Here is a 23451-nt window from a genome sequence, read left to right as displayed (position 1 = left end):
TCAAAAACACAACAAATGAGGGCGTGAAAATGGTGTTGAACAAAGGTGTAACCGCAGTACTGTTCGCGGGCTTGTTGACCACGGTCAGCCATGTGGCAATGGCGGCCGAAAGCGTCAACTTCGTCAGCTGGGGCGGCAGCACCCAGGATGCACAGAAGCAGGCCTGGGCCGATCCGTTCAGCAAGGCCAGCGGCATCACCGTGGTCCAGGATGGTCCTACCGACTACGGCAAACTCAAAGCCATGGTCGAAAGCGGCAACGTGCAATGGGACGTGGTCGACGTCGAGGCTGATTTCGCCTTGCGCGCGGCGGCTGAAGGCTTGCTCGAACCCCTCGATTTCTCGGTGATCCAGCGCGATAAAATCGATCCTCGCTTCGTCTCTGACCATGGTGTCGGCTCGTTCTACTTCTCCTTCGTCCTCGGTTACAACGAAGGCAAGCTCGGTGCCGCCAAACCTCAGGATTGGTCCGCGCTGTTCGACACCAAGACCTATCCCGGCAAACGCGCTCTCTACAAATGGCCAAGCCCCGGCGTGCTCGAACTGGCTCTGCTGGCCGACGGTGTACCCGCCGACAAGCTGTATCCGCTGGACCTGGATCGCGCCTTCAAGAAACTCGACACCATCAAGAAAGACATCGTCTGGTGGGGCGGCGGCGCGCAGTCGCAACAGTTGCTGGCCGCGGGTGAAGCAAGCCTCGGGCAGTTCTGGAACGGCCGGATCTACGCGTTGCAACAGGATGGCGCACCGGTGGGCGTGAGCTGGAAACAGAACCTCGTCATGGCCGACATCCTGGTCATTCCAAAAGGTTCGAAAAACAAGGCGGCTGCCATGAAGTTCCTGGCCAACGCCAGCAGCGCCAAAGGACAAGCTGACTTCTCCAACCTGACCGCCTATGCGCCGGTCAACGTCGACAGCGTGGCGCGCCTGGATTCGGTGCTCGCCCCTAACCTGCCGACTGCCTACACCAAGGATCAGATCACTCTTGATTTCGCGTACTGGGCCAAGAACGGTCCCGCCATCGCGACACGGTGGAACGAATGGCTGGTCAAATGAAAATGACGGCAACAGCGTCCCGCCAACCTACTCCGACCGGGAGCGCCACTGGCGCTGCCGGAGCGGTTCCCGGCAAGGCGGCTGTAATGAACCAATCCTCTTCATTGGCGCAGCGCTGGCGCGGTTCGAGCAACCTGCTCCCCGCCCTGCTGTTTCTCGGCCTGTTCTTTCTGGCGCCGTTGATTGGTCTGCTGCTGCGGGGCGTACTGGAACCGGTACCGGGCCTGGGAAACTACGAACAACTGTTCGCCAACTCGGCTTACGCCCGGGTCTTGCTCAACACCTTCTCGGTGGCCGGGCTGGTGACCCTGTTCAGCCTGCTGCTGGGCTTTCCTCTGGCGTGGGCGATCACGCTGGTGCCTCGTGGCTGGGGCCGCTGGGTCCTCAACATTGTGCTGCTGTCGATGTGGACCAGCCTGTTGGCGCGGACCTATTCCTGGCTGGTGCTGTTGCAGGCGTCCGGTGTAATCAACAAAACACTGATGGCAATGGGCATCATCGATCAGCCACTGGAAATGGTGCACAACCTGACCGGCGTGGTGATCGGCATGAGTTACATCATGATTCCGTTCATCGTGCTGCCGTTGCAGGCAACCATGCAGGCCATCGACCCAATGATTCTGCAAGCCGGTTCGATTTGCGGCGCCAGCCCCTGGACCAACTTCTTCCGGGTGTTCCTGCCACTGTGCCGGCCGGGGCTGTTCTCCGGCGGCCTGATGGTGTTTGTGATGTCCCTCGGTTACTACGTGACCCCGGCATTGCTGGGCGGCGCGCAGAACATGATGCTGCCGGAGTTCATCATTCAGCAGGTGCAGTCGTTCCTCAATTGGGGACTGGCCAGCGCCGGTGCAGCCTTGCTGATCGTGATCACGCTGGTGTTGTTCTACTTCTACCTGAAGCTCCAGCCGGAATCCCCGGTTGGCGCCAGCAACGCGAGGTAAGCCGTCATGCTCCTGACCCCCAATGCCATGAGCCGGCGCATGCGTTTCGGCCTGTATTTCACGACCGGTTTGATCGCGCTGTTCCTGCTGTTGCCGATCGTGTTCATCGTGCTGCTGTCCTTCGGCTCCTCTCAGTGGCTGGTGTTTCCGCCGCCGGGCTGGACGCTGAAATGGTACGGCCAGTTCTTCTCCAATCCCGATTGGATGAACGCAGCCATGGCCAGCCTCAAGGTCGCCGTGCTGACCACGATCTGCGCCGTAGCCCTGGGTTTGCCGACCGCTTTTGCCCTGGTACGCGGGCGCTTTCCGGGACGGGAAATGCTCTACGGTCTGTTCACCCTGCCGATGATCGTGCCCCTGGTGATCATCGCCGTGGCGGTGTACGCGCTGTTTCTCAAACTCGGCTACACCGGGACGATGTTCGCTTTCGTGGTCAGCCACGTCATCGTGGCGCTGCCATTCACGATCATCTCGATCATCAACTCGCTGAAGCTGTTCGATCAGTCCATCGAGGATGCTGCAGTGATCTGCGGCGCCTCGCGACTGCAAGCGGTATTCAAGGTGACTTTTCCGGCAATCCGCCCTGGCATGGTCGCCGGTGCGCTGTTCGCGTTCCTGGTGTCGTGGGATGAAGTGGTGCTGAGCGTGATGATGGCCAGCCCGACCCTGCAAACCCTTCCCGTGAAAATGTGGACCACCCTGCGCCAGGACCTGACCCCCGTGATTGCCGTCGCTTCGACGCTGCTGATCGGTCTCTCGGTATTGGTCATGGTCATCGCCGCCGCCGTTCGCCGGCGCAATCAAATCAGCGCCTGAGCGCACAGGAGTACTACATGAGTGCCGTCATCAAAGATTCCGCGCAGCAGAACGACAAACCGCTGGTCAGCCTGCGCAACCTGAACAAGTACTACGGCGACTTTGCCGCCGTGGACGACATCTCACTGGACATCAAGGACGGTGAATTCCTGACCTTCCTCGGCTCCAGCGGCTCCGGAAAAAGCACCACCCTGTCGATGCTCGCCGGCTTCGAAACCCCGAGCAGCGGCGAGATCCAGGTCAATGGCCAGTCGCTGGTCAACGTACCGCCGCACAAGCGTGACATCGGCATGGTGTTCCAGCGTTACTCGCTGTTTCCGCACCTGTCAGTGCGCGACAACATCGCGTTCCCCCTGGCCATCCGCAAGCTGGCCGCCAGCGAACGTGAGCGTCGGGTCGATGCCATGCTCAAGCTGGTGCAGCTTGAGCAATTTGCGCATCGCCGCCCTTCGCAACTCTCCGGTGGCCAGCAACAGCGGGTAGCGATCGCTCGGGCGCTGGTCTATGAACCACGCATCCTGCTGATGGACGAACCCCTCGGGGCCCTGGATAAAAAACTCCGCGAAGACTTGCAAGACGAACTGCGTCAGCTGCATCGGCGTCTGGGCATCACCATCATTTACGTGACCCACGACCAGGAAGAAGCCATGCGTTTGTCTCAACGCATCGCGATTTTCAGCCACGGCAAAATCGTCGGTTTGGGCAGCGGTTTTGACCTGTATCAGAACCCGCCAAATGCCTTCGTTGCCTCCTTCCTTGGCAACTCCAACTTCCTCAAGCTCAAGGCCCAGGGCAATGCGGTGGCTTCGTTTGAAGGTCAGTCTCTGTCGATTCGACTGACCGCAGGCTTGCAGACTGATCAGGATGTTTTGCTGATGGTGCGACCGGAGAAAGCGTTGGCCTTGAGTATTGAGCAAGCTGCGCAGGAACCGTTGGCGACAGGCTGGAATGAAGTCTCGGCCAAGGTCGTGGAAATGCTCTTTCTCGGTGAAAGCCAGACTTGCAGCGTGGTGACGTCGGGCAGCACCGCCATGACCGTCAAGGCCCTCTCTGCCGCAGGCATGCCTCTAAAAGCCGGCGACCCGGTGCGAGTACGCTGGGCCGCTGCGGATGCTTGCGTGTACACCCAATGGGCCGAAAGCGATCTGAACAAGGCCGCTGGCGCCCACTGATCCAGCCTCACAAAAAGCGCTTGCAAACAGTATATTACGGTATACCATAATACCAATAAGATCATAAAAACCGTAGTACAACACCAGAGGACCGTCCAATGATCGATGCCGCCATCTACAAACAAGTCATGGGCTCGTTCCCGTCCGGGGTAACGGTCATCACCACGCTGGATGACGACGGGCAAATCGTCGGCCTCACGGCCAGCGCGTTCAGCTCGCTGTCCGTGGACCCGGCCCTGGTGCTGTTCTGCCCAAACTACAGTTCCGACTCCTATCCCGTATTGATCAAGAACAAACGCTTTGCCATCCACGTACTTTCCGGCGGTCAGCAAAGCGAAGCCTATGCCTTTGCCCGCAAAGGCAAGGACAAGGCGCAAGGGATCGAATGGACGTTGAGCGAGCTGGGCAATCCGATTCTGGCCAACGCCACGGCCGTCATCGAATGTGAGCTATGGCGCGAATATGAAGGCGGCGACCACGCGATCATGGTCGGCGCCGTGAAGAACCTGATAGTGCCGCAGCACACCGCCGGTCCCCTGGTGTACTGCCACGGCAAGATGGGCGCCCTGCCCGTCCTCGCCTGAACCGACAGTCAATAACAAAGATCCGAGGTAAGCGTCATGAAGTTTTCCCTGTTCGTGCACATGGAACGCTGGGACGAAAGTGTCAGCCACCGCCAGTTGTTCCAAGACCTGACCGAACTGACTCTGATGGCCGAGGCCGGTGGCTTCAGCACCGTCTGGATCGGCGAACACCACGCCATGGAATACACCATCTCGCCGAGCCCGATGCCGCTGCTGGCCTACCTGGCCGCCAAGACCACCACTATTCACCTCGGCGCCGGCACCATCATCGCGCCGTTCTGGCACCCGTTGCGGGTCGCCGGTGAATGCGCGCTGCTGGACGTGATCAGTAACGGTCGCATGGAAGTCGGCCTGGCCCGTGGCGCCTACCAGGTGGAATTCGACCGCATGGCCGGCGGCATGCCTGCCTCATCCGGCGGTCAAGCCCTGCGGGAAATGGTTCCGGTGGTGCGCGCCCTGTGGCAAGGCGACTACACCCACGACGGCGATATCTGGAAATTCCCGACGTCCACCAGCGTGCCGAAGCCGATCCAGAAGCCTAATCCGCCGATGTGGATCGCCGCTCGCGACCCGGACTCACACAACTTCGCCGTGGCCAACGGCTGCAACGTCATGGTCACGCCGCTGATGAAAGGCGACGAAGAAGTCCTCGACCTGAAGAACAAATTCCAGGCGGCTCTGGACAACAACCCGGACGTACCACGTCCGCAACTGATGGTGCTGCGTCACACCCACGTCCACGCCGTCGATGACCCGGAAGGCTGGAAAGTCGGGGCCAAGGCGATCTCCAAGTTCTATCGCACCTTCGATGCCTGGTTCGGCAACAAGGAAGTACCGGTCAACGGCTTCTTGGCGCCGAGCCCGGAAGAAAAGTTCGCCGCTCGCCCGGAGTTCGAACTGGAGAGTCTGCACAAGACCGCCATGATCGGCACCGCGGAAGAAATCATCCCGCGCATCAAGTATTACCAGGAACTCGGGGTCGATGAGTTCAGCTTCTGGTGCGACAACAGCTTGCCCCATGCGGAGAAGAAAAAATCCTTGGAGCTGTTTATCAAACAGGTGGTGCCGGCGTTTCGTTAACACAAGGTTCAATGTGGGAGCAAGCAAGCCCGCCCCCACACTTGACTGATGTGCTTTACAGACCCCATATTCCTTCAGGGCCGACCCGCCCCGCGCTCGAAAATAGCGCCCTCTATCCCCAACACATCCCTCGTATCGGCATAGATCCCGACACCCTTCCGCTCACTGGACTCACCCTACCTGACTGACGGAAAGACCGTGTTCTGTCACAGGGTTTTCTACCATCCCCCGGAGCCGATTCGTAGGGCCCAAGCGGCTACGTTCGAATCCTGTGGGCATGGCTGGGCGAAGGATCTACCATTACGACGGTTATGCGACGCTGAGCGAGGTCGATGAAACGCAGTATCGGGAATCGCTTGGTCTGCCGGCGTGACAGACGGTATCGACTGTAACCTTGTCGTCGATGGCTACAGCAACTGCCCGCCCGAAACGTCAAAAGTCGTCCCGTTGGCCCAGGCCATGTCATCGGACAGGATAGCGGCTACCGCCCCGCCTATATCGTCCGGTAGCCCCACACGACCCAGCGCGATGCCCTGCGCCACATAGGCGTTGACATCCTGGTTGTCGCGCACGACACCGCCGCCAAAATCGGTGGCGATGGCACCCGGGGCAATCGCATTCACCCGAATCTGGCGGGAACCGAGCTCTACCGCCATGAAACGGGTCAGCACCTCAATGGCGGCCTTGACCGCCGCATAAAGGCTGTACCCCGGCAGCGTAAAGCGCACGAAGCCGGAGGAGACGTTCAGGATACGACCGCCGTCTTCCACCAGCGGCAACAGCTTTTGCGTCAGGAAAATCGGTCCGCGAAGGTGCGTAGCGACCAGTGAATCAAACTGACCTTCGGTCGCGTCGGTAAAGTTCGCGAAGAGGCCATTGCCGGCGTTGTTGACGAGGAAGTCGAAGCGCTCACGGCCGAAGTCGGTCTTCAGTGTCGCTGTCAGTGCATTTGAAAAATCCTGGTAGCTGGCGGTATCGGTGATGTCGAGCGGCAGCATCGCGGCCTTGCCGCCCTGAGCCTCGATCTCCTGCTTCAGCGTCTGGGCTTCTGCGCCGCCGCTGCGATAGGTACCGATGATGTGGACGCCGCGCTTGGCGAGGTGAAGCGCCATGTTACGGCCAAGGCCACGGCTGGCGCCGGTGATGAGTGCGATCGGATGGGGCATGGACTGTCTCTGCTAGGTTGGGCGCGCCGTTCGACGCCTTCTTGAGCGGTCCAAGATAAGCAATGAACGGGCTGTCACCCACGTCCGATCAGCTCAATTGCTTGCCTGATTGTCTCAATCATCTTGCGTGATGGCTGAGCGAGGGCATAATCGCCTGATGAACAATCGCCTAGCCCCCCATCTCGAAATCGCCTTGCGCCATGCGCCACCGGGCTTGACGACCACACGGATCCCCCGCGTAGACCTTTGCGTCGGACAGGGCTCTACAAACAAGGCACCCTGCCTGTACCGCTCGATGATCTGCTTCATCCTGCAAGGCTCCAAGCGCGTTGCAATCAACGACAGCCTGCTGAGCTACGACAGTGAGCAATACCTCATCAGCGCGCTGGACCTGCCGTTGATGGGCCAGATCCTGGATGCTGAAAATGGGCAGCCCTACGTTGCGGTATCGCTCGTGCTGGATCCGGCCCTACTGGCGGAATTGGCGGCGACCATGACGCCGGTTCACGAGAGCGAACAGAAAGGGATCGGCATCACGATCAACCCAATGACCGAGTCGCTGCGCAATACGTTGCTGCGCCTGTTGTCGCTGCTCGACACGCCTGCCGATATCCCGGTGCTCGGCCCCATGGTCGAACGGGAATTGCTTTATCGTCTCCTGCAGGGCCCCCAAGGGCGACTGTTGCGTCAGATTGCCCAGCCCGATGGTGCACTGAGTCGCATCCGGCAGGCTGTCGCCTGGATCAGGGACAACTACAAGAACCGACTTCGCATCGAGGCATTGTGCGATGTCAGCGGCATGAGCCGGGCAAGCCTGCATCGCCATTTCGTGTCGATGACCGGACTCAGCCCTCTCCAGTATCAGAAACAACTCAGGTTGCAGGAGGCTCGCCAGCTGTTGCTGGCCGGCGAGCATCGCGCGTCTGACGTGGCGTTCGTTGTGGGCTATGAAAGCGCATCGCAGTTCAGTCGCGAATACCTGCGGCAATTCGGTGCATCGCCGGCACGGGACGTTCGTAAGATACGACGGGCGATCGGGGCTTCGGGCACGGCATGAACGGCACATGAGAACCGTCTTGGACGCACTGTGATTGGTAAGTCCATCCAGACTCTTAGCCAGAGCCAGATTAACGACAGACATTGCATCCGTTCAGCGCCCCAAGTTCGGGCCAGTGCTGCGCTCGAAAATCGCCCCCTCGATACCCAACACTTCGCGGGTATCGGCATAGATCCCGACGCCCTTTTCCCAGACATGCTTGATCGATTGATCAGCGCAGCGAATCCGGTAATTGAGTTCGAACGGTTCCTGCCGTGACAAGGCATATTGCACCTCGCGCCAGACGTAATCGGCATCCTGGGCCAGAATCAGGCTGTTGTAGGTGAACTCATGGTTATCCACCAGCCGTTCCGGTGGATATCCGGTCAGTTGCAGGCAACCGGCACTGACGAATTCCATGGTCCAGTCGCGGTTGTTGCGGCCGCGATAGATCAGCCCCGGCATGCTGTCGAGCAAGCTCATGCTGCTGCGCTGGCTGGCCTGCAAGGCAATTTCACGCCGCTTGTGCGCAGTGATGTCGCCGGCCACCAGATAAAAACCCTGAGGCCCGCGCTTCAGGCTGATGTCGAACCAGCGCAGTTCCCCGGAAGGGTGAACAAACCGCAACCGCTGGTTGAACGAGGTTTCGGGACGCCGACGCAATTCATGCAGCGCCTGGCGCCACAACGAACGGTCTTCGTGATGCACATAGTCGATGAGGTTGCGTTCCGTACCCGGCAGATCCATCAGCTCGACCCAGGCCAGATTGAAATGGACGATCTGTCCGTTATCGCTCAACTGGAGCAACGCCGCCGGAAAGCGATCCATCAGGTGCAAGGGCAGTGTCTGCCCAAATGCCTCGGCCCGTTCCATCATCTAATGACGCTCCTCGTGTCTCATCGATGTGCCGTTGTGCACCCACGCCGCCAGCTCCAGGCGCGAGTGCAGGTTGAGCTTCTGCAACAGATTTCTCACATAGATTTTGACCGTGCCATCGCTGATCCCCAGTTCCCGGCCGATCTGTTTATTGCTCATGCCAGCGGCGATCAGGGCCAGGGTCTGCCCCTCGCGCTCGGTCAGGTTGCCGGTGTCGAGCGGGGCCGAATCGTGCGCAGGCCGGGTCATCGACTCGCCTTGATCGGCCAGCAGCGCAATCAGGGTTGAATCCAGAACGATCGCACCCTTGTGGCAATTGCGCATGTAGTCCAACAACGCATCAGGCTCGGTTTCCTTGAGCACATAACCACTGGCCCCCAGGCGCAGGGCGGTCAACAGTTCGGCGCGATCCATCGATGCGGTGAGCACCACCACCTGGCAATCGAGGCGCAACTGACGCAGTTCGTCGAGCACCTGCAAACCGCTCAAACCGGGCATGTGCAGATCAAGCAAAACCTGCTGCGGCGCCAGGCTCACGGCCAGGTTGATGCCTTCGCGGCCACTGGCGGCCTGCCCCACCACTTCGAAGTCGTCGCTGGCACCGAACAGCTGTGCCAGTCCCTTGCGGAACAGCGGGTGATCATCGATCAGTAATAAGGTCGTGCAGTCCATCGAAACTCCCCTGTGGCAGGTCTTGGTGACGGCGAAGTCCAAGGTGTACGCGGACCCCGTGCGGGCGGATCGCCTCAATGGTCAGTCGGGCGCCGATGCTCGCGGCGCGCTCGCGGATAATCGCCAGGCCGAAATGATTTTCCTCCCCTGAGGCCGGGCTCAGTCCGATGCCGTCATCCTCCACCGAAACAGAAGCATCACCGTCTTGGTTCTGCCGCAACTCGATGCGCACATGCCGCGCATGGGAATGGCGTACCGCATTGGCCAGTGCCTCGCGAATGATCTGCAGAATCTGTAATTCAGTTTCCGGGCTCAAAGCGTCATCAGCCAGGCGATTGTCCAGTTCAAAAACGATGATGCAGCGTCGCGAGAACTCGGCGATAGAATCGGCAAGCGCCTGGCGCAGCGAACGCCCGTCCATGGTCAGACGAGCGCTGGTGATCAGCTCGCGCACCTGACGCTGCAGCTGACTCAAGCCGCCGCACAGTTCTTGCAATACGGCGCTGGCCTGCGCGGGCTCGCCCAACTGCGACTGCAGCGAACGCGCCTGGAACGACAGGTAGCCCAACTGCTGAGCCACCGAATCATGCAGCTCGCGGGCCAGGGCGCCGTGCCGGGATGTAGCCTGTTTGCGCTGTTGTTCACGGGTGTAGCCGCGCAAGCGCACCGTGACGCAGACCGCCTGCGCCGCCTCCTCCACCAACTGGCGCCAGCTTGCGTGGACCGGATGTGGGGTATCGAGCAACAACACCCCGTTGCTCGAATCGTCGCTATGCGGCAAGGCACACAGCAGTCGATGCACGCCCCGTTGCCGGCAAGGCCCACAGGCCTGAGCCGCATCCGGCAGTGTCGAGTCACGCCAGGGGCAACGCGCAACGTCCTGACAGCCCTCGAGCAATCCGCGCCGTGCCGGCCCCAGGTCTTCGCCATCGAGGATCAGATTCAGTCTGCAGGTTGGCAGCAGCGCTTCGAAACGATCCAGAAAACCCGACAAGGCACCGTCAGCGTGCACCTGACACAAGGGCAACCCGGCCAGCAGTTTGCGCACGCTGCGCGCCTGCTCGGGGCGGATACGCCCCAACCAGAGCGGCCACCACTGCGGTCGTGTTCGCACTCTCGATAACTCCCCGTCCGGTTGCTCAGCCATGAGTAAAGACCAGCAACTTCCATGCCCCGAACAAGCGTTGCGCAGGGCTTATCTCCAAAGACATAGCCCTTTTTCCGGATTGAGAAGATTTTCCCCATAGGAAAGTATCTTCCCCAACAGGAAACAAACGCCCAATCCAACGCCACCTTTCTCGCGCTTCGACAGACGCGGATCAGCCAGGAAAATCCCCATGACGGATAGACACAGCGCCGCCCCGGACCGACTTCACAGCCTCCCGCGCTATCGCCAGCCGCTGCCTCGTGAAAGCGTCACCCGGCACATCGTGGCCATGCAATCGGCGGCCGCCTGCTCGCCCTTTGTCGGGGAACTGGAACAACCCTTGGTGCTGGATGGCGAGAGCGCCGACTTTTCCCGGCGCCTGCATCAGGTGCTGGTTGGCGCGACCATCGGCAGCCATCTCTACATCATGGGCGACGAGGCCTTTATCTGGCGCATCCACGGCGAGGCCCGCAGCGCCGGAATGGAAAATGACGAGATCGACATCATCCGCACGATTGCCGGTGCGCGCCGGGTGTATTGCGTGCACTGCGGCCTGACGCAGGTCGCCGGGCCAGAGGCGCTGCTGACTTGCCTCGGTTGCGACGTAGGGCTGGAAGTCCGCGAACATTTTTCCCGCCGCCTGGGGGCGTACCTCGGCGTCTGCACCAACCCCGACCAGCCTTATGGCGGAGTCCGGCCATGAGCGCCGCCATCGAAGTGCGGGTCAGCGCAGCGAGAATGCTCACCCCAGTGGTGCGCGAATTCACCCTGCAGGCGTGCGCCGGGCCCCTGCCGGCTTTCTCTCCCGGCAGTCATGTGCAGGTCCACCTGCCACTGGCCGAAGGCACGCTGCGCAATGCCTATTCACTCACCAGCGACCCGGCGGACAGCCAGCATTACCGCATCGCTGTACGCCTGCAGGAGGCCTCCCGCGGCGGCTCGCACTACCTGCATCGGCAGGTCCAGGTCGGGGACAGGCTGCAGATTTCGCCGCCGGCCAATCTGTTCGCCCTGCACTCGACCGCCAGCCTGCACATCCTGATCGCCGGAGGCATCGGCATCACGCCGTTCATGACCTACATCGCGGCCCTTGAACAACGCCAGGCTCACTTCGAATTGCACTACCTCTGTCGTCCTGGCCTGAGCGATGCCTATGTCGAGGCGTTGCAACAACGGCTGGGATCACGCCTGCACACCTACGCCAGCCGCCCGGACCTGAGCCGGATCCTGCGCGATCGACCACTGGGCAGCCACGTTTACACCTGTGGTCCGCAACCGTTGCTCGATGCGGTTCGGCAACAGGCCAGGGCCCTTGGCTGGCCGCCGGGCCGGGTGCATTGGGAAGCCTTCAATGCCGCACAACCGGGCCAATCCTTCGACCTGGAACTGCTGCGCAGCGGCCAGCGCTTACGCGTCGGCGCCGAACAAAGCCTGCTCGAAGCCCTGGAGTCCGCCGGACTGCAGATCCCCAACCTGTGCCGTGGCGGCGTCTGCGGCCAATGCATGACCCGCCATGTGGGCGGCGACATCGAACACCGCGACAGTTTCCTGAGCCCCGCCGAGCAGGCTGACTTTCTCATGCCTTGTGTCTCCCGCGGCCGCGGCCCTTGCGTTTCGCTGGATCTTTAGGAGTCGACCATGACCATTCAATCAAGCCCCCTGCAGAGTTACCGAGACGACTTCAGTTTTCGCAACAGCCCCACGGCCATCCGCCGTTTTCCCTTCCCTTTCACCGAGGACAGCTACCTGTACTCGGTGAACATCGAGCCGGCGATTTCGCGGGACCCAGGCTCGGTTTACCAGCACGGGTTCGACATCGACGAACACTACCGTTCGGAAATGGCCGAACGCGCCCTGGTACTGGACAAGGATCCGCGCCGCTACCTGGTGATGCCGCACATGCAAGTGGCAGCCTGGGATGCGCTGCAGATGCTCATGGAACATCTCGCCGCGGATTATCCGCAGTGGTTCTCGCTGGTGCGTGACGATGATCGCTGGCATTGGCGCAACACGCTGCTGAACATCGATCAGCACTTTGTGTTCGGGGATGCCACCAGCCTGCCCTGCGAACCGTTGGAGTTCATTGGCCGACAGGTACAGGGGGATTTCGCCCTCCTCGATCAACGCGACGGCGATCTGTACATGGACGCCGGCCTGGTCACCAGCCCGGCCGACTGGTCCCTGGCCTTCGACGCCGGCATGAGTTTCAAGCAATGGCATTCACCGGTGCCCATGGCCCATCAGATGGGCATTTTCGACCGCGCGCTGAAGTACCTGCTCAACCTGCAAACGGGGCAGCCGGTGCGGCGCCTGAACTGGACACTGACGATCAATCCGCGCCTGGACTCCTCCCCCGAGACTTTCCATGAATGGGGCGCCGACCGCGGCCGCATCAGCGCCGAAAACGTCGGGCAGCAGGTTCACCTGCGGGTCGAGTTGCAAGTGATGGCCCGTCTGCCGCGCAGCAACGCGGTGATGTTCAGCATCCGTACCTACCTGATCAGCATGCAGGAACTGGTCACCCAGCCCGGCTGGGGCTGCCGCCTGCACCGTGTGCTGCGCGACCTGCCCGAGCCGATCGCCGACTACAAGGGCATGAGTCGTTATCGACAGACCCTGGTGGAGTGGCTGAGCCGCTTCGACCCGCAAGCCTGACCCCTCACCTACTTTTCCCGACAAGGATCTTCACATGACGCATTCATGGCGTATTTCCGCGCTGGCCGAACGGCACCGCGCACTCGGCTCGAACCTGGAAGACTGGAACGGCATGGGCACTGCCTGGACCTACGACAGCGACCTGGCCGATCACCATCAGGCAATCCGCACCCGGGCCGGGCTGATGGACGTGTCCGGGCTGAAAAAAGTCCACTACGTCGGCCCCCACGCCGAGAGCCTGCTGCAGTGGGCCACCACCCGCGACATCGCCAAGCTCTACCCCGGCAAGTCGGTGTATGCCTCGATGCTCGACGAGGACGGAAAATTCGTCGATGACTGCATCGTCTATCGCACCGGTCCCAACGCGTTCATGGTGGTCCATGGTGCCGGCAGTGGCCACGAAATGCTGGTGCGTTCATCGCAGGGTCGCCAGGTGGCGGTGCTGTTCGATGACGACTTGCACGATCTGTCACTGCAAGGGCCGCTGGCGGTGGATTTTCTCGCCGAGCACGTCCCCGGAATCCGTCAGCTGCCCTATTTCCATCACCTGCAAACCCGCCTGTTCGATCGCCCGGTGATGATTTCTCGCACCGGTTACACCGGCGAACGCGGCTACGAGATCTTCTGCAAGGCCGCCGATGCCCCGGCGCTGTGGGACACGATCCTCGAACAAGGCGCCGGCCTGGGCATCATCCCTTGCGCCTTTACCGCCCTGGACTGGTTGCGGGTGGAAAGCTCGCTGATGTTTTTCCCCTACGACAACTCGCAGATGTACCCCTTCGCCGATCAGAAGGCTGGCGACACCCTGTGGGAAATGGGCCTGGATTTCACCGTTTCCCCGGACAAGCGCGAATTCCGTGGCGCCGAAGAGCACTTCCGGTTGCGCGGCCAGGAGCGCTTCAAGATCACCGGCGTGTTGCTCGAAGGCGTCCGCGCCGCGGAGGCCGGGGACACCTTGTGGCAAGGCAACCAGCAAGTCGGGGTGATCACCTGCGGCATGTATTCGCGCCTGAGCAAGCGCTCCATGGCCATCGCCCGGATGAGCGTCGCCTGCTCGAATCCAGGCGTTGCCCTGCAGGTGCGCGGCAGCCAGGAAAGCGCCGCCGTGACCCACGCCCTGCCCTTCGACGACCCGGAAAAAACCAAGCGCACGGCCAAGGGCTGAGCCTCCAACACTTTATCCAAGGGACCTTCGATGGACACTTCCAGCGAACATTACATTCTCAAGATCAATTGCCCGGCAGCGTCCGGCATCGTTGCCGCGATCACCACCTGCCTGGCCGGACAGCAGTGCTACATCAGCGAGCTGGCGCAATTCGACGACGAGTTCACCGGGCAGTTTTTCATGCGCGCGGTGTTTCGTTTCAACACCGGCGTAACCGGCGATGTCGACGCTCTACGCAAAGGTCTGGGCAACCTGGCCGGCGGCTTCGACATGCAGTGGCAGCTGTTCTGCAGCAGTCAACCGACCCGGGTGCTGCTGATGGTCAGCAAGTTCGACCACTGCCTGACTGACCTGCTGTACCGCCACCGCAAAGGCGAGATGGACATGCACATCACCGCAGTGGTCTCCAACCACCTGGACCTGCGAGCCATGGCCGAACGCGAAGGCATTCGCTTCATCTACCTGCCGATCACCAAGGACAGCAAGGCCAGCCAGGAAGCCGAGTTGATGCGCATCGTCGAGGACACTCAGACCGATCTGGTGGTGCTCGCCCGCTACATGCAGATTCTGTCCGACGGCCTGTGTCAGCAGCTGTCCGGCCGGGCCATCAACATCCATCACTCGTTCCTGCCCGGTTTCAAGGGCGCCAAGCCCTATCACCAGGCCTACGACCGTGGCGTGAAGTTGATCGGCGCCACCGCCCACTACGTCACCAGCGACCTCGACGAGGGCCCCATCATCGAGCAGGAAATCCAGCGCGTCGACCACACCCACCTGCCTGATTCGTTGGTTGCCATCGGCCGCGACACCGAAACCGTCGCCCTTTCCAAAGCCCTGAAATACCACCTGGAACACCGGGTATTCATCAACCAGGACAAGACGGTGATTTTTCGCTGAGCGAGCCTTTTTTCCGAATCACAGCCACGAGAAACGACCATGACCACACGTGTAGCAATCATCGGCGCCGGCCCTTGCGGCATGGCTCAACTGCGGGCATTTCAATCGGCCAGGGACCAGGGAACGCCCATCCCGGAACTGGTCTGCTATGAAAAACAGCAAGACTGGGGCGGCATGTGGAATTACACCTGGCGCACCGGTCTGGATGAAAACGGCGAACCGGTGCACGGCAGCATGTACCGCTATCTGTGGTCGAACGGCCCGAAGGAATGCCTGGAGTTCGCCGACTACACCTTCGAAGAACATTTTGGCCGTCCCATCGGCTCCTACCCGCCACGGGAGGTGCTCTGGGACTACATCAAGGGCCGCGTAGAAAAAGCCGGGGTTCGCGACTACATCCGTTTCAACAACGTGGTGCGCCAGATCACCTTTGACGAAGAGACTCGTCGCTTCACGGTGGTCGCCCACGACCATGGCAGCGATACCCAGACCTCGGAAGAGTTCGACTATGTGATCAACGCCTGCGGGCACTTTTCGACGCCGATGATGCCGTACTTCCCCGGATTCGAGCAGTTCGGCGGGCGCATCCTGCACGCCCATGATTTCCGCGACGCGCTGGAGTTCAAGGGCAAGGATCTGCTGATCGTCGGCAGCAGCTATTCTGCCGAAGACATCGGCTCCCAGTGCTACAAATATGGCGCCCGCAGCATCACCAGTTGCTACCGCACCGCCCCCATGGGCTATGACTGGCCGGCCAACTGGGAAGAAAAACCACTGTTACAGCGCCTGGAAAAAAATCGCGCGTACTTTATCGACGACACCCACAAGCACATCGATGCGGTGATCCTGTGCACCGGCTACAAACATCACTTCCCCTTCCTGCCGGACGAACTGCGCCTCAAGACCGACAACCGGCTATGGCCGATGAACCTGTACAAGGGCATTTTCTGGGAGCCCAACCCGCAGCTGATCTACCTCGGCATGCAGGACCAGTGGTACTCGTTCAACATGTTCGACGCCCAGGCGTGGTACGCCCGCGACGTGATCCTGCAACGCATCGCCCTACCCGACCAGGCACAAAGGGCCGCCGATAGTCAGCAATGGCATGCCCGTGAACAGCAGCTTGAAACCAATCAGCAGATGTTCGAATACCAGGGCGCCTATATCCAGCAACTGGTGGACGCCACCGATTACCCGAACTTCGATATCGCCGCGGTCAACGACACCTTCCTGCACTGGAAGCACGACAAGGCCCACGACATCATGGGTTACCGCGACAAGTCCTACCGATCGCTGATGACTGGCACCCAGTCGCCCCCCCATCACACGCCTTGGCTGCATGCCCTTGACGACTCCATGGCGGCGTACCTCGCCGAACCGCCGATGTCCGTCAAGTCGATCGGTTGACCCGGGAGCCTCACCATGAACGCACCTCGTGTTTCCAGCCCGCGGGAGCCCGGACTCTTTGCCCGGGCCCCGGCCCTGGAGCGCTATCGGGTGGCCGCTGGCGGCCTGACCCTTGTTGCGCTACAGCCCGGCGACAGCCTGCAAGTGATCGATCTCGAAGGCCGGCAACCTTGCGAATTGCTGGCCGTGGACAGGCTCGGTCGCAGCGCCTTGGCAGCCTGGGCACTGAACGGTTCGACGGCCTGTGGATTTATCGGCGCACGGCTCAACGAACCGACCTTGCAGGCTCGGCGCATCTGCCAGGCGTTGAGCCAACGCGGGATTGACCCGCAACATCTGCCCAGCGCCGCGTCACTCTGGGACGAGGACAGCCCCGCCGACTTCAGCCGCCACTTCGTCGCCAGCGATGAGCTACTGGTGATCATCGCGGCGCCCGCCGGACCGACCGCTGTTGACCGGCAATACCGGCCTGGCGAACTCAGGTCATGGGTGACACGGGCCAATCCCTCGCCCCTGCTACTCCCCGCGTTGCCAGAACCGTTGGGCGAATTAATTGACGAGTTCACCATTGGCGCCGGCACCGCCCACAGTTACACCGTCGGCAAAGGGCAGTACGTGCAGGTGCTGGACGTCGCCGGCCGCCAGTGCTCGGACTTCGTCGCTCTGGACCGGAGGGCACTGGATCGCGGCCAGGAACTGGACCTGGACCAGACCGTGACCCGCACTCTGAACGGCAGCGCCTACCCGGCACCGGGGCTGTTCTCGAAGTTTTTCGACCGACAGATGCAGCCGATGCTGGAGGTGGTGCGTGACACCGTCGGCCGCCACGATTCCTTCGCCCTGGCCTGCGCCGCGCGCTATTACGAGAGCCATGGCTACTTCGGGCACGACAACTGCAGCGACAACCTCAACCGAGTGCTCGCGTCACATGGGGTCAAGGCCCGTAATGGCTGGCCGGCGATCAATTTCTTCTTCAATACCGGGATCGACGCCCACCAGCAGATGACGTTGGACGAGCCCTGGTCGCGTCCCGGCGATTACGTACTGCTGCGGGCCATGACCGATCTGCTGTGTGGCAGCACCTCGTGCCCGGATGACATCGACCCGGCCAACGGCTGGAACCCGACCGATATCCATGTCCGCATCTACAGCGAAAAGGAGCGTTTTTCCATCGCCATGAGCACTCGAACCACGGCCGATGCCGACCCGATTCTCACCCGTGAGTCCGCGTTCCACTCACGCACCAGCGCCTTGACCGGCAGCTTTACCGACTACCGCAATTGGTGGCTGCCGCTGCGCTACGACGGCTATGGCGCCATCGAGGAATACCTCGGTTGCCGCGAACGTGTCGCGGTGATGGACCTGACCGCCCTGCGCAAATTCGAAATCATCGGTCCCGACGCCGAAGCCCTGCTGCAGTACTGCCTGACCCGGGATGTGCGGCGCCTGGCGGTCGGTCAAGTGGTGTACTCGGCGATGTGCCACGAACACGGCGGCATGCTCGACGACGGCACCCTGCTGCGCCTGGGCCCGGACAATTTCCGCTGGATCTGCGGCGAGGATTACGCCGGGGTCTGGCTACGCGAGCAGGCGCAAAAGCTCGGCATGAAGGTCTGGGTCAAATCCGCCAGCGAGCAGATTCACAACCTGGCCGTCCAGGGCCCGATGAGTCGTGAACTGCTCAAACAGATGGTCTGGACCCCACCGACCCAACCGAGCCTGGAAACCCTGGGCTGGTTCCGTTTCCTGGTGGGCCGCCTGGACGGTTACGACGGCTGCCCGCTGATGATCTCACGCACCGGCTACACCGGCGAGTTGGGCTACGAAGTCTGGTGCCAGCCCGAGGATGCCGAGCAGGTCTGGGACCGGATCTGGCAACTGGGCCAACCCTTGGGCCTGGTGCCGCTGGGCTTGGAAGCGTTGGACATGCTGCGCATCGAAGCCGGGCTGATTTTCGCCGGCTACGAGTTCAACGACCAGACCGATCCGTTCGAGGCCGGTATCGGCTTTTCCGTGCCGCTGAAAAGCAAAACCGACGATTTCATCGGCCGGGATGCGCTGTTGCGGCGCAGCGCCCATCCCGCTCACAAACTGGTGGGCCTGCAACTGAGCGGCAACGAAGGCGCCCACCACGGCGACCCGGTGTATCGCGGCCGAGCCCAGGTCGGGGTCATCACCAGTGCCTGCCGCTCGCCGCTGCTGGCCAGCAATATCGCGCTGTGCCGGGTCGACGTGGCCTGCGCCGACGTCGGCACGACGCTTGAGATCGGCAAAGTCGATGGCCTTCAGAAGCGCATCAGCGCCACGGTCACCGCAGCGATTTTCTACGACCCGGACAAGAGCCGGGTACGCAGTTGATCGATCACACGAGCCTGTGCGTCACCCGACCTTGACTGCCCCACTACCACTCTACTCAGACATGGGAATACGAAGATGGAAGCGACTACGTTCGAGGCCGTACCGCAGGCCGCCAGCTCAGTGGGCAGCTTGCACCGCAAGATCGATTGGCGCGGGGCGTTCTGGGTCGCCAGTGGCGTGCCCGCGCTGGTGCTGTTCTCTATCGGAGCGATTGCCGCCACCGTCGGCAAACCGGCCTGGATCGTCTGGATCGTGTCGATCCTGTTCGGTTTCATCCAGGCCTTCACCTATGCCGAAATCGCCGGGCTGTTCCCGCACAAATCCGGTGGCGCCTCGGTCTATGGCGCGGTCGCCTGGGTGCGCTACAGCAAGCTGATCGCACCGGTCTCGGTGTGGTGCAACTGGCTGGCCTGGTCGCCGGTGCTGTCGATCGGTTCAGGGCTGGCAGCCGGTTACATCCTCACCGCGCTGTTTCCCGCCGATGCGCTGATCAACACCTGGCAACTGACCCTGCTTGACCTGGGCTGGATCAAGAGTGGCCTGTCGCTGCGGATCAACGCGACGTTCGCCATCGGCCTGTTGATTTTACTGACGGTGTTCGCCGTGCAGCATGGCGGTATCTTGCGCTCGGCACGCCTGACCCTGGTGCTTGGCGTGACCTCGCTGATTCCTCTGTTGCTGGTGGGTGTGGTGCCGTTGTTCACCGGGGATTCGGCCCAAGCCAACTTCCTGCCCCTGTACCCGCTGGCCCACGACGCGGCCGGGCAAGTGATCGACGGGCCTTGGGATATTTCCGGGTGGTCATTGATGGCCGGAGGCCTGTTCATGGCCGCGTGGTCCACTTACGGCTTCGAAACCGCAGTGTGCTATACCCGGGAATTCAAGGACCCCAAACGTGACACCTTCAAGGCCATTTTTTACGCCGGCCTGCTGTGCATTCTGGTGTTCACCCTGGTGCCCCTGGCGTTTCAAGGCAGTCTGGGACTCGGGCAACTGGTGACCCCGGCGGTGCTCGATGCCAGCGGCGCGGTGGTTACACCGGCGGTCTACAGCGGTCTGCTGTCACCCGCGATCTACAGCGGCATGGGCGTCGGCCAAGTGATGGCGGACAGCATCGGCGGCGGCAAGCTGGTCGCCAACATCGTACTGATCATGCTGGTCCTGGCCACCCTGCTGGCGATCATGACCTCGATGTCCGGCTCCTCGCGCACCTTATACCAAGCATCGGTGGATGGCTGGCTGCCGAAATACCTGGGCCGCACCAACGAACACGGTGCGCCTACCGCCGCGATGTGGACCGACCTGTCGTTCAACCTGCTGCTGTTGCTGATGTCCGACTATGTCTTCGTGCTGGCCGCGTCCAACGTCAGCTACATCATCTTCAACTTCCTCAACCTCAATGCCGGCTGGATCCATCGCCTGGACCGTCCCGACTGGATACGCCCGTACAAGGCCCCGACCGTGCTGTTGGTCGCGGGTGGCGTACTGAGTTTCGTCAACCTGGCGTGTATGGGGCTGGGCGCCGATATCTGGGGCGCCGGCACTCTGTTGACCGGCCTGTTGCTGGCGTTGTTGATTCTTCCGGTGTTCTGCTTCCGCCACTATGTGCAGGACAAGGGACGCTTCCCCGAGACCATGCTCAGCGACCTGTACATTCAGACCGATGCCGGTCAAAAACGCGCCGGCTGGTTGCCTTATGCCACGCTGATCGCGGGCGTACTGGTGGTGTACGGTTGCCATCAACTGGTAGCCTGAGCGCCCTTGCCAGCGGGTCTCTGACGGATCATCGGGGCGCAACGACGCCTCGATGATCACTTCGCCCCCTATCAATCAAGACCACGGTGACTCTTTTGATCAGCACCACCCCTGCACTTGCCCGCGTTATCGACGGCAAAACCATCTCTGTCCAGGTTCTCGACGAAGTTCGAGAAGAGGTTCTGCTCTTGGCCGGACAGCAAATTTACCCCGCCCTGGCCGTGCTGCTCGTTGGTGAAGACCCGGCCAGCGAGGTCTATGTGCGCAATAAATTACTGCGGGCCAAGGACGTCGGGATCCGCTCCCTTGAATACCGTCTGCCGGAAAGCGCCAGCCAGGTGCAAATACTGGAACTGATTGCGCAGCTCAATGCCGATACCACGGTGAACGGCATCCTGGTGCAGCTGCCATTGCCGGTCCATGTCGACGAAGGCGCGGTGATCCATGCCATTGATCCGATCAAGGACGTGGACGGTTTTCATCGCGAAAACGTCGGCGGCCTGGTGCAAGGCATCGACGTCCTGACACCCTGCACACCCAGTGGCTGCATGCGCCTGCTGCACGAAACCTGCGGTGACTTGAGCGGCTTGCACGCGGTGGTCATCGGTCGCTCGAACATCGTCGGCAAACCCATGGCGACCTTGCTGCTGCAGGCTCACTGTTCGGTCAGTGTGGTGCACTCGCGCAGCGTCGATGCCCCGGCGTTGTGTCGACTGGCCGATATCGTCGTCGCGGCAGTGGGCCGTCCTGGGCTGATCGATGCCAGTTGGCTCAAGCCTGGAGCGGTGGTGATCGATGTCGGAATCAATCGTGTTACTGACGAATCCGGCAGCCATCTGGTGGGCGATGTCGACTACGCCAGTGCGCGCACCGTCGCCCGTGCGATCACGCCGGTTCCGGGAGGTGTGGGGCCCATGACCATTGCGTATCTGCTGAAGAACACCCTGATCGCCAGTCAATTGCAGCGTGCGGCCCAGGCCCGTGAGCAGAAATCCGCCAGCCATCTGGCTGAGATTTGAGCGCCACGAAAACGGCCCACTCGAAGGTGGGCCGTGTCGTTGAACAGTAACGATCAGTGGTTGTAGGCGCGCTCATTGTGCTCGGCCAGGTCCAGCCCCATCTCCTCCACCGACTCATCGGCGCGCAAGCCGATCAGCGCGTTGATGACCTTGAGAATGATCCAACTGATGGCGAAGCAGTAAACCGTCGTCAGCAACACGCCCTTGATCTGCGCCACGACCTGAGCGCCCATGCTCACGCCTTCCACCAACCCGCCCAAGGACGGCACGCAGAACACGCCGGTCAACACCGCGCCAATCATTCCGCCGATGCCGTGCAAGCCGAACACGTCGAGGCTGTCGTCATAGCCAAAGCGGCGCTTCAGCACCGTGACGCTCAAGTAGCAGAACACCCCGCACAGCAGACCGATGGCCAACGCGCCGCCGACGCCCACATACGCACACGCCGGAGTAATGCCGACCAAACCGGCCAAGGCACCGCTGGCCAGGCCCAAAGCACTCGGCTTGCCGACCTTGAACCACTCGGTGAACATCCAGCCGAGAACCCCGGCGCAGGCACCCAGTTGCGTATTGAGCATGACAATGCCCGAAGTGCCATTGAGACCGCCACCGGAACCGATGTTGAAGCCGAACCAGCCCACCCAGAGCATCGCCGCGCCGGCCATGGTCAGGCTCAGGTTGTGGGCTGGCATCGGCGTGTTCTGATAGCCCTTGCGCTTGCCGAGAATCAGGCACGCCGCCAATGCAGCGACGCCGGCATTGATATGCACCGCAGTGCCACCGGCAAAATCGAGAACGCCCCAGTTATGCATCAAAGCGCCCGAACCACCCCAAACCATATGCGCCACTGGGGCATACACCAGGGTGAACCACAACGCCATGAACCACAGCGCTGCCGAGAACTTCATGCGCTCGGCGAATGCACCGGCAATCAGCGCCGGGGTGATGATCGCGAAGGTCATCTGGAAAGTCACGAACACGCCTTCCGGGATGTCGCCGACCAGGCTTTCCGGGGTCATGCCCGCCAGAAACGCCCGGTTCAAACCACCGACGAAACTGTTGAACGTCACCTGCCCCTCAATCATGCCGGTGCTGTCGACCACCATGCTGTAGCCATAGATCACCCACAGCACGCCGACCAGGCCGGCGATGCCGAAGCACTGGGTAAACAGCGAGAGCATGTTTTTCGCCCGCACCAGACCGCCGTAAAACAAGGCGAGACCCGGTAGACACATAAACAGCACCAGCACCGCGGCAGTAACCATCCAGGCGGTGCTGCCGGTGTTCAAGGTGGGGGCGTCGGCTGCCTGGGCGAGCGGCGCGAGCGCGCTGGCCGCCATTAAGCCAAGAAGGGATTTGCCGAGAAGACGATTGACCATGTTCAAAGCTCCTGCGAAGAAAGGTGGGTGTCGGGCAGCGAGCAATAAAGAATGAGATACGGACCTTTTCGGCCTCTCGAATATAAATGCCATGAACAGGACTTGTGGGAGCAAGCCTGCTCGCGATAGCGGTGAGTCAGCTTGCATCGGTTTTGACTGTGCCACCTTCATCGCGAGCAAGCTCGCTCCCACAATTTTTCGGGGCGTTCACTTACATTGCGCACGCCACAAATCCCTTGTGGGAGCGAGCTTGCTCGCGATAGCGGTGGGT

The 23451-nt window shown here is 61.4% G+C and carries 21 protein-coding genes and 1 pseudogene; 16 read left to right on the top strand and 6 right to left on the bottom strand.

What is annotated here, in order from left to right; genetic code table 11:
• Window positions 1-29: 29 nt before the first annotated feature.
• The 6 genes from J4E63_RS09670 (at window position 30) to J4E63_RS09645 (ending at window position 5648) form a co-directional block, all read left to right on the top strand.
• The gene (locus J4E63_RS09670) at window positions 30-1055 is read left to right on the top strand and encodes an ABC transporter substrate-binding protein (RefSeq protein ID WP_207281748.1); all 1026 of its coding nucleotides are present in this window, start codon (window positions 30-32) and stop codon (window positions 1053-1055) included.
• Window positions 1052-1996 (top strand): ABC transporter permease, encoded by a 945-nt coding sequence (locus tag J4E63_RS09665; protein ID WP_207281747.1) that lies wholly within the window; start codon window positions 1052-1054, stop codon window positions 1994-1996. The genes J4E63_RS09670 and J4E63_RS09665 overlap by 4 nt, the downstream gene beginning before the upstream one ends.
• A 6-nt stretch (window positions 1997-2002) precedes the next feature.
• On the top strand, window positions 2003-2812 hold the full coding sequence (locus J4E63_RS09660) for an ABC transporter permease (protein ID WP_074877303.1): 810 nt from the start codon (window positions 2003-2005) through the stop codon (window positions 2810-2812).
• A gap of 17 nt (window positions 2813-2829) precedes the next feature.
• Window positions 2830-3984 (top strand): ABC transporter ATP-binding protein, encoded by a 1155-nt coding sequence (locus tag J4E63_RS09655; protein WP_207281746.1) that lies wholly within the window; start codon window positions 2830-2832, stop codon window positions 3982-3984.
• Between the two features lie 98 nt (window positions 3985-4082).
• A complete protein-coding gene (locus J4E63_RS09650; RefSeq protein WP_207281745.1) occupies window positions 4083-4568 on the top strand; it encodes a flavin reductase family protein in 486 nt (161 codons plus the stop codon).
• A gap of 36 nt (window positions 4569-4604) precedes the next feature.
• Complete coding sequence (locus J4E63_RS09645) at window positions 4605-5648, top strand: LLM class flavin-dependent oxidoreductase (protein ID WP_207281744.1); 1044 nt, start codon at window positions 4605-4607, stop codon at window positions 5646-5648.
• A 74-nt stretch (window positions 5649-5722) separates the two neighbouring features.
• Here the strand turns inward: J4E63_RS09645 and J4E63_RS31215 are convergent.
• Both J4E63_RS31215 and J4E63_RS09640 read right to left on the bottom strand, forming a co-directional pair.
• Window positions 5723-5806: pseudogene (locus J4E63_RS31215) on the bottom strand (diguanylate cyclase); the annotation flags it as partial.
• A gap of 249 nt (window positions 5807-6055) precedes the next feature.
• Window positions 6056-6814 (bottom strand): SDR family NAD(P)-dependent oxidoreductase, encoded by a 759-nt coding sequence (locus tag J4E63_RS09640; RefSeq protein WP_207281743.1) that lies wholly within the window; start codon window positions 6812-6814, stop codon window positions 6056-6058.
• Window positions 6815-6971: 157 nt separating this feature from the next.
• Between J4E63_RS09640 and J4E63_RS09635 the strand changes: the two genes are divergently transcribed.
• The gene (locus J4E63_RS09635; RefSeq protein ID WP_207281742.1) at window positions 6972-7871 is read left to right on the top strand and encodes an AraC family transcriptional regulator; all 900 of its coding nucleotides are present in this window, start codon (window positions 6972-6974) and stop codon (window positions 7869-7871) included.
• Window positions 7872-7964: 93 nt separating this feature from the next.
• Here the strand turns inward: J4E63_RS09635 and J4E63_RS09630 are convergent, their stop codons facing one another.
• The 3 genes from J4E63_RS09630 to J4E63_RS09620 are packed head-to-tail and all read right to left on the bottom strand — an operon-like array spanning window position 7965 to window position 10512.
• A complete protein-coding gene (locus tag J4E63_RS09630; RefSeq protein WP_207281741.1) occupies window positions 7965-8726 on the bottom strand; it encodes a PAS domain-containing protein in 762 nt (253 codons plus the stop codon).
• The gene (locus J4E63_RS09625; RefSeq protein WP_207281740.1) at window positions 8727-9398 is read right to left on the bottom strand and encodes a response regulator; all 672 of its coding nucleotides are present in this window, start codon (window positions 9396-9398) and stop codon (window positions 8727-8729) included.
• Window positions 9367-10512, bottom strand: coding sequence for an ATP-binding protein (locus J4E63_RS09620; protein WP_404943324.1), 1146 nt, complete (start codon window positions 10510-10512; stop codon window positions 9367-9369). Before J4E63_RS09620 ends, J4E63_RS09625 begins: the two co-directional genes overlap by 32 nt.
• 223 nt (window positions 10513-10735) lie before the next feature.
• Between J4E63_RS09620 and J4E63_RS09615 the strand changes: the two genes are divergently transcribed.
• The 9 genes from J4E63_RS09615 to folD all read left to right on the top strand — a co-directional run bounded on the left by J4E63_RS09615 (window position 10736) and on the right by folD (window position 21801).
• Window positions 10736-11248 (top strand): dimethylamine monooxygenase subunit DmmA family protein, encoded by a 513-nt coding sequence (locus J4E63_RS09615; RefSeq protein ID WP_207281739.1) that lies wholly within the window; start codon window positions 10736-10738, stop codon window positions 11246-11248.
• Window positions 11245-12174: a PDR/VanB family oxidoreductase gene (locus J4E63_RS09610; protein WP_207281738.1), complete on the top strand. Its 930-nt coding sequence runs from the start codon at window positions 11245-11247 to the stop codon at window positions 12172-12174. Before J4E63_RS09615 ends, J4E63_RS09610 begins: the two co-directional genes overlap by 4 nt.
• Window positions 12175-12183: 9 nt before the next feature.
• Window positions 12184-13200 carry a DUF3445 domain-containing protein gene (locus tag J4E63_RS09605; protein ID WP_207281737.1) on the top strand — a complete coding sequence of 339 codons (1017 nt, stop codon included), beginning with the start codon at window positions 12184-12186 and terminating at the stop codon, window positions 13198-13200.
• A 34-nt stretch (window positions 13201-13234) separates the two neighbouring features.
• Window positions 13235-14365 carry an aminomethyltransferase family protein gene (locus J4E63_RS09600; RefSeq protein ID WP_207281736.1) on the top strand — a complete coding sequence of 377 codons (1131 nt, stop codon included), beginning with the start codon at window positions 13235-13237 and terminating at the stop codon, window positions 14363-14365.
• A 30-nt stretch (window positions 14366-14395) separates the two neighbouring features.
• Window positions 14396-15262 (top strand): formyltetrahydrofolate deformylase, encoded by an 867-nt coding sequence (gene purU / locus J4E63_RS09595; RefSeq protein WP_060742967.1) that lies wholly within the window; start codon window positions 14396-14398, stop codon window positions 15260-15262.
• 39 nt (window positions 15263-15301) lie between these two features.
• Window positions 15302-16669, top strand: a complete 1368-nt coding sequence (locus J4E63_RS09590; RefSeq protein ID WP_207281735.1) for an NAD(P)-binding domain-containing protein — start codon at window positions 15302-15304, stop codon at window positions 16667-16669.
• A gap of 15 nt (window positions 16670-16684) precedes the next feature.
• Window positions 16685-19027: a DUF1989 domain-containing protein gene (locus J4E63_RS09585; RefSeq protein WP_207281734.1), complete on the top strand. Its 2343-nt coding sequence runs from the start codon at window positions 16685-16687 to the stop codon at window positions 19025-19027.
• A 75-nt stretch (window positions 19028-19102) separates the two neighbouring features.
• Window positions 19103-20782, top strand: coding sequence for an APC family permease (locus tag J4E63_RS09580; RefSeq protein ID WP_103307841.1), 1680 nt, complete (start codon window positions 19103-19105; stop codon window positions 20780-20782).
• A 95-nt stretch (window positions 20783-20877) separates the two neighbouring features.
• Window positions 20878-21801, top strand: a complete 924-nt coding sequence (gene folD, locus J4E63_RS09575; RefSeq protein ID WP_207281733.1) for a bifunctional methylenetetrahydrofolate dehydrogenase/methenyltetrahydrofolate cyclohydrolase FolD — start codon at window positions 20878-20880, stop codon at window positions 21799-21801.
• Window positions 21802-21854: 53 nt separating this feature from the next.
• Here the strand turns inward: folD and J4E63_RS09570 are convergent, their stop codons facing one another.
• Window positions 21855-23180: an ammonium transporter gene (locus tag J4E63_RS09570; protein ID WP_207281732.1), complete on the bottom strand. Its 1326-nt coding sequence runs from the start codon at window positions 23178-23180 to the stop codon at window positions 21855-21857.
• Window positions 23181-23451: the final 271 nt, after the last annotated feature.

The organism is Pseudomonas sp. FW300-N2F2 (assembly GCF_017351655.1).
GTDB lineage: Bacteria > Pseudomonadota > Gammaproteobacteria > Pseudomonadales > Pseudomonadaceae > Aquipseudomonas > Aquipseudomonas fluorescens_AA.
The sequence above is the reverse complement of the archived record's forward strand: the minus strand, read 5'-3'. Positions and strand labels throughout refer to the sequence as shown.